General features: G+C 54.7%; 9 protein-coding genes and 1 tRNA gene. All 10 read right to left on the reverse strand.

Features of this window, described 5'->3' with window-relative positions; all coding sequences use genetic code 11:
- Nucleotides 1–238: 238 nt before the first annotated feature.
- Nucleotides 239–4,453, reverse strand: coding sequence for a DNA-directed RNA polymerase subunit beta' (rpoC, locus tag KIH26_RS16270; protein ID WP_213446740.1), 4,215 nt, complete (start codon nucleotides 4,451–4,453; stop codon nucleotides 239–241).
- Between the two features lie 18 nt (nucleotides 4,454–4,471).
- Nucleotides 4,472–8,596 (reverse strand): DNA-directed RNA polymerase subunit beta, encoded by a 4,125-nt coding sequence (gene rpoB, locus KIH26_RS16275; RefSeq protein ID WP_213446759.1) that lies wholly within the window; start codon nucleotides 8,594–8,596, stop codon nucleotides 4,472–4,474.
- 283 nt (nucleotides 8,597–8,879) lie between these two features.
- On the reverse strand, nucleotides 8,880–9,257 hold the full coding sequence (gene rplL, locus KIH26_RS16280) for a 50S ribosomal protein L7/L12 (protein WP_213446741.1): 378 nt from the start codon (nucleotides 9,255–9,257) through the stop codon (nucleotides 8,880–8,882).
- A gap of 48 nt (nucleotides 9,258–9,305) precedes the next feature.
- Nucleotides 9,306–9,803, reverse strand: a complete 498-nt coding sequence (gene rplJ / locus KIH26_RS16285) for a 50S ribosomal protein L10 (protein WP_213446742.1) — start codon at nucleotides 9,801–9,803, stop codon at nucleotides 9,306–9,308.
- Between the two features lie 284 nt (nucleotides 9,804–10,087).
- On the reverse strand, nucleotides 10,088–10,783 hold the full coding sequence (gene rplA / locus KIH26_RS16290; protein ID WP_213446760.1) for a 50S ribosomal protein L1: 696 nt from the start codon (nucleotides 10,781–10,783) through the stop codon (nucleotides 10,088–10,090).
- Nucleotides 10,783–11,214 carry a 50S ribosomal protein L11 gene (gene rplK, locus KIH26_RS16295; RefSeq protein ID WP_213446743.1) on the reverse strand — a complete coding sequence of 144 codons (432 nt, stop codon included), beginning with the start codon at nucleotides 11,212–11,214 and terminating at the stop codon, nucleotides 10,783–10,785. Before rplK ends, rplA begins: the two co-directional genes overlap by 1 nt.
- Nucleotides 11,215–11,324: 110 nt before the next feature.
- A complete protein-coding gene (gene nusG, locus KIH26_RS16300) occupies nucleotides 11,325–11,852 on the reverse strand; it encodes a transcription termination/antitermination protein NusG (protein WP_249661562.1) in 528 nt (175 codons plus the stop codon).
- A gap of 86 nt (nucleotides 11,853–11,938) precedes the next feature.
- Entirely contained in the window at nucleotides 11,939–12,319 is a 381-nt protein-coding gene (secE, locus tag KIH26_RS16305) for a preprotein translocase subunit SecE (protein ID WP_213446745.1), read from the reverse strand.
- A 112-nt stretch (nucleotides 12,320–12,431) separates the two neighbouring features.
- Nucleotides 12,432–12,507, reverse strand: a tRNA-Trp gene (locus tag KIH26_RS16310).
- Between the two features lie 29 nt (nucleotides 12,508–12,536).
- A partial coding sequence (locus KIH26_RS16315) for an EF-Tu C-terminal domain-related protein (RefSeq protein WP_503005233.1) occupies nucleotides 12,537–12,697 on the reverse strand: 161 nt, incomplete at its 5' end.

A 12,697-nucleotide genomic window follows, 5' to 3' on the forward strand; every position in this document is an offset into this window, starting at 1 on the left:
ACAGAACACTACAAATGATCGCAGCTTAGAGCTTGCGGGCAAGAGCGCCCAACAAGAAAGGCATCGGCTTTTTCGGGCACGTCACGTGGCAGGCGAGCGGGTTGCGCGTAATCACCTCAAGAACGCACAAATTTAAAGAAAACCACATATCGCCGGCATAGAACCTGCGCAGAGTGCTCACAAAAAAATAGCGACTTGAGTTCCCCCAAGTCGCTATTCATTGAAAGATCAGAAAAGCTTATGCAGCCTCGCTGGTCTCCGCAGCCGCATCATCAGAGCCACCGGCCATTTCAGCTGCCTCGGCATCCGCAATCGCGCGGCGCTCGGCGTCGTCCATGGCTTCTTTGACCTTGCGAGCCTTGTGATAGGCCATGCCTGTGCCAGCTGGCACGAGGCGGCCGACGATCACGTTTTCTTTCAGGCCACGCAGCTCGTCGCGCTTGCCCATGATGGCAGCTTCGGTGAGCACGCGGGTGGTTTCCTGGAAGGATGCCGCAGAGATGAAGGAGTCTGTTGACAACGATGCTTTGGTGATACCCAAGAGCAGGTTGGTGAAGGTTGCAGGGATCTTGCCATCGGCGCGCAATGCATCATTGGTGTCGAGCAGCTCAGAGCGCTCGACTTGCTCACCAGCGATGTATTTGGAATCACCGACGTTATCGATCACCACACGGCGCAGCATCTGGCGAACGATCGTCTCGATGTGCTTGTCGTTGATCTTCACGCCTTGCAAGCGATACACATCTTGCACTTCATCGACGATGTAGCGCGCGAGTTCTTCCATGCCCAGCAAACGCAGAATGTCTTGTGGGTCGGCAGGGCCGTCCACAATGTTTTCACCTTTGTTGACCACTTGGCCTTCGTGCACCAAGAGATTCTTCTCTTTCGGAATCAGCTCTTCCCAGACCTTGCCTTCTGGATCGGTGATCTGCAAACGAACCTTGCCTTTGGTTTCTTTACCGAAGGAGATCGTGCCGGTCATCTCAGCCAAGATGCCTTTGTCTTTGGGTGAACGGGCTTCGAACAGCTCGGCCACGCGTGGCAAACCGCCGGTAATGTCTCGCGTCTTCTGGCCTTCGACCGGAATACGCGCGAGCACTTCGCCTGGGCCCACGTCTTGACCATCACGCACTTGAATCAGCGCGCCGACTTGGAAGCCAATCGTCACAGAGTGGTCTGTGCCAGGGATCTTCACTTCTTTGCCAGCAGCATCAATCAGCTTCACCTGTGGGCGCACAACTTTCGTTGCACCACGGCGCTTCGGATCGATAACCACCAGAGTAGACAAGCCGGTGACTTCGTCAACCTGCTTCGCAACCGTCAAACCTTCTTCGACGTTCTCAAACTTGGCTTGACCTGCGAACTCGGTGATCACAGGGCGTGTGAGCGGATCCCAGTTAGCGAGGATCTTGCCGGCCTTGATGGTTTCGTCTGCTTTCACAGCCAACACCGCGCCATAAGGCACTTTGTGGCGCTCGCGCTCGCGGCCATTGTCGTCGGCAATAATGATCTCGCCAGAGCGAGAAATCACCACCAGCTCGCCTTTGCGGTTGCTCACATAGCGCATCGTGCTGTTGAAGCCAATCGAGCCTGCGCTCTTGGCTTCCACGCTGGATGCCACGGCTGCGCGCGATGCGGCACCACCGATGTGGAAGGTACGCATGGTCAGCTGTGTGCCGGGCTCACCGATGGACTGAGCGGCAATCACGCCGACTGCTTCGCCCATGTTGATCAAACCACCACGACCCAGATCGCGGCCATAGCACTTGGCGCAGAGGCCGAAGCGGGTTTCGCAATTGAGCACGGTGCGCACTTTGACTTCGTCCACACCCGAAGCTTCGATCATGTCGATCTCGTCTTCTTCGAGGAGCTTGCCTGCGGGCACGAGGACGGCGCGTGTCTCAGGGTGAATCACATCATCAATCACGGTGCGGCCGAGAATACGGTCACGCAGGGATTCGATGGTCTCACCGCCTTCAACGATAGCGCGCATGACTTGGCCGTTTTGCGTGCCGCAGTCATCTTCAATCACCACCAGGTCTTGCGTCACATCCACCAAGCGGCGGGTGAGGTAGCCAGAGTTAGCTGTTTTCAAAGCGGTATCGGCCAATCCTTTACGCGCACCGTGCGTGGAGATGAAGTACTCCAGCACGTTCAGGCCTTCGCGGAAGTTCGCGGTAATCGGCGTTTCGATGATCGAGCCATCTGGCTTGGCCATCAAACCGCGCATACCGGCCACCTGACGAATCTGCGCTGCAGAGCCGCGAGCGCCGGAGTCGGCCATCATGTAGATGGAGTTGAACGACTCTTGCATCACTTCTTTGCCATGGCGATCCGTGGTCTTCTCTTTGGAGAGCTGGGCATACATCACTTTGGAAACTTCGTCTCCGGCTTTGCCCCAGATATCCACGACCTTGTTGTAGCGCTCACCCGCTGTCACCAAACCTGATGCGTATTGGTTCGCGATCTCTTTCACCTCGCTCTCAGCGCGGGCGATGATGGTGTGCTTCTCTTTCGGCACGAGCATGTCATCAATCGCAATCGAGATACCAGCGCGTGTGGCCAAGCGGAAGCCGCTTTGCAGCAGCTTGTCGGCAAACACGACGGTCTCTTTCAAGCCGCACTTACGGAAGGAGGTGTTGATCAAGCGAGAAATTTCTTTCTTCTTGAGCGCCTTGTCGATGTTCTCGAATGGCAAGCCTTTGGGCAGAATTTCAGAGAGCAAAGCGCGACCCACGGTGGTGGAGCGCAGCTTCACGCCGCTGGTGAATTCGCCGGTGGCTTTGTCTTTGGTGTATTCGACCAAACGCACGTTCACGCGAGCTGTGAGCTCCACGACTTTTGCGTCCAAAGCGCGCTGCAATTCAGCGAGGCCCGTGAAGGTCATGCCTTCGCCTACGCCATTGATACGCTCGCGGGTCGCATAGTACAAGCCCAGCACCACGTCTTGCGACGGAACGATGGATGGCTCGCCAGAAGCGGGGAAGAGCACGTTGTTGGATGCCAGCATCAAAGTGCGAGCTTCCATTTGCGCTTCTACGCTCAGCGGAATGTGAACAGCCATTTGGTCACCGTCGAAGTCTGCGTTGAACGCAGAGCAAACGAGCGGGTGCAATTGGATGGCCTTGCCTTCGATCAGGATCGGCTCAAACGCCTGGATACCCAAGCGGTGCAGGGTTGGCGCGCGGTTCAAGAGCACAGGATGCTCGCGAATCACTTCTTCCAAGATATCCCACACGACTGGCGTGCCGGATTCGACTTCTTTCTTCGCAGCCTTGATGGTGGTTGCAATGCCACGCGCTTCCAGCTGGGCGAAGATGAAAGGCTTGAACAATTCCAGAGCCATGAGCTTTGGCAAACCGCACTGATGCAGCTTGAGTGTTGGGCCCACGGTAATCACGGAACGACCCGAGTAGTCCACGCGCTTGCCCAGCAAGTTCTGGCGGAAACGGCCGCTCTTACCTTTGATCATGTCTGCCAAAGATTTGAGTGCACGCTTGTTGGCGCCCGTCATGGCTTTGCCACGGCGGCCGTTATCCAGCAAGCTATCGACAGACTCTTGCAGCATACGCTTCTCATTACGCGCGATGATTTCGGGCGCTTTGAGTTCGAGCAGGCGGCGCAAGCGGCTGTTGCGGTTGATCACGCGGCGATACAGATCGTTCAGATCGGAAGTGGCGAAACGGCCACCATCCAGCGGCACGAGTGGGCGCAGATCTGGCGGCAGCACAGGCAGCACTTCCAGGATCATCCACTCAGGCTTCATGCCCGATTTCTTGAAGGCTTCCAGCACTTTGAGGCGCTTGGCATTCTTCTTGATCTTGATCTCAGAGCCGGTTAAATCATTGCGTAGCTTTTCGATTTCAATATCGAGATCGAGGCCACCGAGCAATTCTTTGATACCTTCCGCGCCCATCTTGGCTTGGAATTCATCGCCGTATTCTTTCAGCTTGGCGTCGTAATCGTCTTCGGACATGATGCTGAATTTCTTCAGCGGGGTCATGCCAGGATCGGTGACAACATATGCTTCAAAGTACAACACGCGCTCGATATCGCGCAAGGTCATGTCGAGCACGAGGCCGAGGCGCGATGGCAGAGACTTCAAGAACCAGATGTGGGCGCAAGGTGCAGCCAGATCAATATGACCCATGCGCTCGCGGCGCACTTTGGCTTGCGTGACTTCAACGCCGCACTTCTCGCAAATCACGCCACGGTGCTTGAGGCGCTTGTATTTGCCGCACAAGCATTCGTAATCCTTGATAGGGCCGAAAATCTTGGCGCAAAACAGGCCGTCACGCTCAGGCTTGAAGGTGCGGTAGTTGATCGTCTCGGGTTTTTTGACTTCGCCAAAAGACCAGCTGCGAATTTTCTCAGGAGAAGCAATGCCAATGCGGATCGCATCGAAGTGCTCATCAGGAGTGAACTGCTTGAATAAGTCGAGTAAGGATTTCATGTTTCCAGTTCCTTCCGATTAGTTACGCTCAAGTTCAATGTCGATGCCCAAAGAGCGAATCTCTTTGACCAAGACGTTGAACGACTCAGGCATGCCCGCCTGGATGGTGTGCTCGCCCTTGACGATGTTTTCGTACACCTTGGTACGGCCTTGCACGTCGTCGGATTTCACAGTCAGCATCTCTTGCAAGACGTAAGAAGCGCCATAGGCTTTGAGTGCCCACACCTCCATCTCGCCGAAACGCTGGCCACCGAATTGCGCCTTGCCGCCCAACGGTTGCTGAGTGACCAAGCTGTAAGGGCCAGTAGAACGTGCGTGCATCTTGTCGTCCACCAAGTGGTGCAGTTTCAAGACATGCATGTAGCCAACAGTCGTTGGGCGCTCGAATTGCTCGCCAGTGCGGCCGTCATACAGGTAAGCCTGTGTGCGGGTATCGGTGAGGCCTTTGGCCTTCGCGATCGCATCTGGGTAAGCGAGTTTGAGCATGCCGCGAATTTCTTCTTCGGCTGCGCCATCAAACACGGGCGTTGCAAAGGTCGCGCCTTTGGAGAGGTTATGAGCCATCTCTTGCACGTTAGCATCAGAGAGCTTGGAAAGGTCTTCTTTGCGGCCAGAGGCGTTGTAGAAAGCTTCCATGTATTTGCGCAGCTCTTCAGCTTTGGCTTGTTGCTGAAGCATGTCGCCAATGCGTTGGCCAATGCCCTTGCCTGCCCAGCCCAAATGCACTTCCAGCACCTGGCCCACGTTCATGCGCGAAGGCACGCCTAGCGGGTTGAGCACGATGTCGCACGGTGTGCCATCGGCCATGTAAGGCATGTCTTCGACCGGAACGATCTTAGAAACCACACCCTTGTTACCGTGACGGCCGGCCATCTTGTCACCAGGCTGCAAGCGGCGCTTAACAGCGAGGTAGACCTTGACCATCTTGAGCACGCCTGCTGGCAGCTCGTCGCCTTGGGTGAGCTTCTTGCGCTTTTCTTCAAAAGCCAGATCAAAGCTATGGCGCTGTTGCTCAATCGCGTTCTTGATGGACTCGAGTTGTGCAGCGACTTCTTCATCCGCAGGGCGGATGTCGAACCAGTGGTATTTCTCCACCGAAGCCAAATAGGCTTTGTCGATCTTGCTGCCTTTGGCGAGCTTCTGTGGGCCGCCGTTAGCAGTTTTACCAGCCAGCAGTTTCTCAATACGGTCAAACGCATCGGCTTCCACAATGCGGAGCTGATCGTTCAAATCGAGGCGGAAGCGCTTCAATTCATCATCAATGATCTGCTGCGCACGCTTGTCGCGTACGATGCCTTCACGGGTGAAGACCTGCACATCAATCACCGTGCCGGAGCTGCCTTGATCAACACGCAAAGACGTGTCTTTCACATCGCTGGCCTTCTCGCCGAAGATGGCACGGAGCAGCTTCTCTTCAGGCGTGAGCGTGGTCTCGCCTTTGGGCGTGACTTTACCCACCAGCGTGTCGCCAGGCTGCACTTCTGCGCCCACATAGATGATGCCGGATTCATCCAAACGGTTGAGCTGCTGCTCAGAGAGGTTGGGGATATCACGGGTGATCTCTTCGCTACCCAGCTTGGTATCACGCGCCATCACGACGAGCTCTTCGATATGGATCGAGGTGTAGCGGTCTTCAGAGACCACGCGCTCGCTGATCAAGATCGAATCTTCGAAGTTGTAGCCGTTCCATGGCATGAAGGCCACGAGCATGTTTTGACCCAAGGCGAGTTCGCCCAAGTCTGTTGATGCACCGTCAGCCACCACATCACCTTTAGCAATCTTGTCGCCACGCTTGACGATAGGACGCTGGTGGATATTGGTGTTTTGGTTGGAGCGCTGATATTGGATCAGGTTGTAGATGTCCACACCCACTTCACCAGCCACAGCCTCTTTATCGTCCACACGCACCACGATACGGGTGGCATCGACATAATCGACCACGCCGCCGCGATTGGCAGTCACAACTGTGCCGGAGTCAACAGCAGCGACACGTTCGATACCTGTACCGACGAAGGCTTTTTCTGGACGCAACACAGGCACAGCTTGACGCTGCATGTTCGCACCCATCAGCGCGCGGTTTGCATCGTCGTGCTCAAGGAAGGGCACGAGAGAAGCCGCGACCGAGACGATCTGCGCAGGAGACACGTCCATGTATTGAATGACGCTTGCGCCAACCAACACGGATTCACCTTTGTCACGCGCAGAGATCAGCTCGCCAGTGAGCTTACCGTCTTTATCGAGCACGGTGTTCGCCTGAGCGATCACGTATTTGCCTTCTTCGATAGCAGAGAGGTAATCAATCTGATTGGTCACCTTGCCATCGATCACGCGGCGATATGGCGTTTCGATGAAGCCATACTCGTTTAAGCGCGCATACAAAGCCAACGAGTTGATCAGACCAATATTCGGGCCTTCAGGCGTTTCGATTGGGCAGACGCGGCCATAGTGCGTAACGTGAACGTCGCGCACTTCAAAGCCTGCGCGCTCGCGGGTCAAACCACCGGGGCCAAGGGCTGAGACGCGACGCTTGTGCGTGATCTCAGACAGCGGGTTGGTCTGGTCCATGAACTGCGAGAGCTGCGATGCGCCAAAGAATTCTTTGAGCGCAGCAGAGATCGGCTTGGAGTTGATCAGATCGTGCGGCATCAAAGGCTCTTGCTCAGCCTGACCCAAACGCTCTTTCACGGCCTTCTCAATACGAGCCAGACCAGTGCGGTACTGGTTTTCAGCCAGCTCGCCCACGCAACGCACGCGGCGATTGCCAAGGTGGTCGATGTCGTCCACTTCGCCACGGCCATTGCGCAGATCAACGAGGATCTTCACAACAGACAAGATGTCTTCGTGAGAGAGCACCATCTCGCCGGTGGAGCCTTCGCGGCCCACGCGGGCGTTGAACTTCATGCGACCGACGCGAGACAGATCGTAGGTGTCTGGGTTGAAGAACAAGCGATGGAAGAGCGCTTGCACAGCATCTTCTGTCGGTGGCTCGCCAGGGCGCATCATGCGATAAATCGCTACGCGAGCGGCCATCTCGTCTTGCGTCTCATCAATGCGCAAGCTTTGAGAGATGTAAGCACCTTGATCGAGTTCGTTGGTGTAGAGGCATTGCAGATCTTGCACGCCAGCAGAGCGCAATTTCTTCAGCAGCGCTTCGGTCAACTCATCGTTGGCCTTGGCAATGATCTCGCCAGTGTCGCTATCTACGATATTGCGAGCCAACACGCGACCAACGAGGAAGTCTTCTGGCACGCTGATATGCGTTGTGCCAGAGCTTTCGAGTTCGCGGGTGTGCTTGGCGGTGATGCGCTTGTCTTTGGCGACAACCACATTGCCTTTTTTGTCGGTGATGTCAAAACGAGCCACTTCGCCACGCAGACGCTCGGCCACAAACTCAAGTTGTGCGCCGCTGTCCATCAAGCGGAAATTGTCGAACACAAAGAAGTTGGCCAAAATCGCTTCAGGCGACATGCCAATGGCTTTGAGCAAAATGGTGACTGGCATCTTGCGACGACGATCCACGCGGAAATACAGCAGATCTTTGGGATCGAATTCAAAATCGAGCCAAGAGCCACGGTAAGGAATCACACGGGCGGAAAACAGCAGTTTGCCGGAACTGTGGGTTTTGCCTTTGTCATGCTCGAAGAACACGCCAGGGCTGCGGTGCAGCTGAGACACGATCACGCGCTCTGTACCGTTGATGATGAAGGAGCCTTTGTCGGTCATCAGGGGCACTTCGCCCATATAGACTTCTTGCTCTTTCACTTCCTTGACCACCTTGGACTGCGGGGTGGAGGATTCACGGTCATAAATAATCAATTGCACACGGGCACGCACAGCAGAGCCGAAGGAGAGGCCACGTGTCTGGCACTCGCGCACATCAAAAGCGGGCTTGGCCAAGTTGTATTCGAGAAACTTCATCTCGACAAAGCCGTTGTGCGACACGATAGGGAAAGCAGCTTCAAAAGCAGCTTGCAAGCCTTCGTGAACACGTTTGGTGGGGGCAACTCCTGATTGCAAGAAGAGCGTGTAAGCATCTTTTTGCATTTGAAGCAGATAAGGCACTTCCAGCACCGCATCGCGAGTACCAAAACTCTTGCGAATGCGTTTGCGTTCAGTGTAGGAATAGGTCGAAGCTTGAGCCATGAGATCTCCGGGGGAAGTCTTGGCGACTGGCAAACTCATCATGCTTTCACACACAACAAGCTCTTGGCGGTTGGCCACTACCAACCGTTGGCGGACAGTGGAGCATTGCGCCCCACCCGAACCAAGTGGTCTTCTGCAGTCACGTCAGAAGACACAAAAAAGTGTTTTGAGCAAAACGCTTTTTTGTGCCTTCTTGAAGAATGAAGCGCTAAAAGCAGCTCATTCTTCAAGCGGCAAAGGCTGGAGGCCTCACGAGCACTCCAGCCTTAGCTTGGGAGATGAATTACTTCAACTCGGCCTTAGCACCAGCTTCTTCGAGCTTCTTCTTCGCGCCTTCAGCGTCAGCCTTAGGCATGGCTTCCTTGATGGTCTTAGGAGCGCCGTCGACCAAGTCTTTGGCTTCTTTGAGGCCCAGGCCAGTGATTTCGCGCACGGCTTTAATCACGGAAACCTTGTTTGCACCTGCCTCGAGGAGCACGACGTTGAAGTCGGTCTTCTCTTCAGCAGCAGCGGCTGCACCGCCACCGCCACCAGCAGCAGGAGCTGCCATTGCTGCGGCGCTCACGCCGAATTTCTCTTCGATGGCTTTCACCAGGTCGTTGAGTTCCATAACCGTCATGCTGTCGAGCGCGGTCAGGAAGCTGTCTTTATCAAATGCCATGATATTTTTCCTAAACTTGAATTAATTGATCTCAAGGTGTGCGGCGAATTACGCTGCAGCGCCTTCCTTCTTTGCCGCCAACGCGCCCAGCACAACGGCGGTACGCGAAATGGGGGACTTGAGCAAACCACAAAGCTGTGCGAGTAACACTTCCTTGGATGGAATGTTGGCCAGTTGCTTGACCGCGTTCACATCTAGGGCTTTGCCTGCATACGCACCACCGCGCAACACCAATTTGTCATTGGTCTTGGCGAAGTCAGCGAGCACTTTGGCTGCGCCGACGGCGTCTTCAGAAAAACCATAGATCAACGGGCCAGTCATCTGCTCGGACACGACCTCGAAGGCACTGCCTGCCACAGCACGGCGAGCCAAGGTGTTTTTCAACACGCTTAAAGCAACACCTTTGCTGCGCGCATCAATGCGCAACTTGGTCATGTCTGCCACCGTGATACCACGGTATTCCGCCATGACAAGCGTTTGAGCTTTTGCGGCGAGCCCAGTCACTTCATCAATGACGGCTTGTTTCTCACTGCGATTCAGACTCAACGTCTTTCTCCTTGAACATGTGGTTTCGGTTCACACCTACACCACGCCTAAAGTTCAGCGATCAACTGATCAAAACTTCCAAGCTCTCACTCTTCATTTCTTCTCAGCGGGATCGCCATCTGCGTTGGTTAACTTCCGAAGAAGTTGATTAAGTTTCGGGTTCGAGAACCTTCAACACCAACGGTCTTCGATGGCCTGAGAAATTCATAAGGCTTTCACCTCAGAGCTTCACAGCCCACCATAAAGCTCTTTGCGCCAGACCAGCGCAAAGAGCTTGTTTTGCATCAAGCCGCGAGAGACTGGATGTCCACACGGACACCCACACCCATCGTGGACGAGACAGCCAATTTCTTCAAATACACGCCTTTGCTCGAAGCGGGTTTCGCTTTATTAAGAGCATCAACGAGCGCAGCCAAATTGCCTTGCAACTTAGCAGCATCAAACGAACGACGGCCAATCGTGCTGTGCACGATACCGGCTTTGTCAACACGGAATTGCACCTGACCTGCTTTAGCGTCTCTGACTGCTTTAGCCACATCAGGAGTCACCGTACCAACCTTCGGGTTAGGCATCAAACCGCGAGGGCCGAGGATCTGACCGAGCGTACCCACGATGCGCATAGCATCAGGAGCAGCGATCACCACATCAAAAGGCATATCACCAGCTTTGACGCGAGCAGCCAAATCATCCATGCCAACCACATCCGCGCCAGCAGCTTTGGCTTCTTCAGCCTTAGCGCCTTGAGCGAACACAGCCACACGCTTGGTTTTGCCGGTGCCGTTAGGCAACACGACAGCGCCGCGAACGACTTGGTCAGACTTCTTGGCATCGATGCCGAGCTGTACAGCCACGTCGATGGACTCATCGAATTTAGCGGTTGCTGCAGACTGAACAATGCTCAGTGCATCGGTGATGGCGTACAGCTTGTTGCTGTCCACTTTGCCTTCTTGGGCTTTTTGTTTCTTTGTGAGTGCCATGATTACAGCCCCTCCACCGTGACGCCCATGGAGCGTGCGGAACCTGCCAATGTACGAACAGCTGCATCAATGCTGGCAGCGTTCATGTCTTTGATTTTGCCTTTGGCGATCTCTTCGAGCTGAGCGCGAGTGATCTTGCCAACCTTGTCAACGTGGGGCTTAGCAGAACCCTTGTCAAGCTTGATGGCCTTCTTGATCAAGGTGGTCGCGGGAGGCGTCTTGATGATGAAGGTGAAGCTCTTGTCTGCAAACGCTGTGATCACCACAGGCAATGGCAGACCTGGCTCAACGCCTTGGGTCTGGGCGTTGAACGCCTTGCAGAATTCCATAATGTTCAAACCGCGCTGACCGAGAGCGGGGCCGATAGGTGGCGAAGGGTTCGCTTTACCTGCTGGCACTTGCAGCTTCACGAAGCCGACAATTTTCTTTGCCATGTTTTCTCCTTACGGGTGATAACGCCACTTGGTGGCTCCCCGGGGTTAACAACTCTTTGGACTTTGATCGCGCAGAGTTGAAAGGCGCGAATTTTTCGGGTGAACTTATTTCAAGTCTTTTCGACTTCAGAGAAGTTCAGCTCCACAGGCGTGGCGCGGCCAAAAATCGTGACCGTGACACGCACTTTGTTTTTCTCGTAGTTGACCTCTTCGACCGTGCCGTTGAAGTCAGTGAATGGGCCTTCTTTGACGCGCACAAACTCACCCACGGTGAATTCAACTTTATGGCGCGGCTTATCTGAGCCATCCTTCATTTGGTTGACGATCTTCTGCACTTCAGCTTCAGAAATCGCCACAGGGCGATTGCGTGCGCCACCCACAAAGCCAGTGACCTTGCTGGTGTGCTTGACCAAGTGCCAGGATTCATCATCCATCACCATCTCCACCAGCACATAGCCAGGGAAGAATTTGCGCTCAGTGGTTTTGCGCTGGCCGTTTTTCATCTCCACCACTTCTTCGGTGGGCACGAGGAAACGACCAAATTTGGCTTGCATGCCTGCGCGCGCGATGCGCTCTTGAACATTGCGCTCAACAGCTTTTTCCATGCCGGAGTAGGCCTGCACCACATACCACTGCATGCCAGCGGCCGGAGCCAGCGACTCAGATGCCGGCGTAGCTTCGTCTTGCGCGGCAGCAACAACTTCTTCGTGCAACTCAGACATGATTATCTCCAGCCCAGCAAAAGGTCAAAAATCGCCCACTCGAGGGTTTTATCGGTCAGCCACAGAAAGAGCGCCATCACCACAACAAAGGCAAACACATAGGCCGTCATCTGCATGGCTTCTTTGCGCGCAGGCCAAACAACTTTCTTAGCTTCGCGCACAGCATCGCGGCAAAAAGCAACAAACTCTTTACCCGATTCAGACGACATGAAGATCGCAACAGACGCCACCAAAGCAGCAATCAATGCACCCCATTGCGCCAACGCACCTTGCTTGGTGAGCATGTAGAAACCCACAATGCCAGCGATCACAAGCAGCACAGACGCAGCCAATTTGGCCTTGTCAGCGCCGGTGTTCACAGTTTCAATTTGCTCTGCGGCCATGTTTCACTTCACTTTTTCGCTCGGTTTTCACCGAACGCTTTAAACAGACAAGCCCAGTGCAGTGCACCGGGCTGTTTTTTGGACTGGAGCCAACAGATTCTCTAGAGTCTGTTGGCAGGGGCGGAGGGCCTCGAACCCCCAACCCTCGGTTTTGGAGACCGATACTCTGCCAATTGAGCTACGCCCCTACAGTCCTTAACGACAACTATCTTTAAACTTACTTAACAATCTTAGCCACAACGCCAGATCCAACGGTACGGCCACCCTCACGGATAGCGAAACGCAGACCTTCTTCCATAGCGATAGGCGCAATCAGCTTGACGCTGATGGACACGTTGTCGCCAGGCATGACCATCTCTTTGTCTTTTGGCAACTCAA

The sequence above is a fragment of the Variovorax sp. PCZ-1 genome (genome assembly GCF_018413605.1).
Taxonomy (GTDB): domain Bacteria; phylum Pseudomonadota; class Gammaproteobacteria; order Burkholderiales; family Burkholderiaceae_C; genus JANMDU01.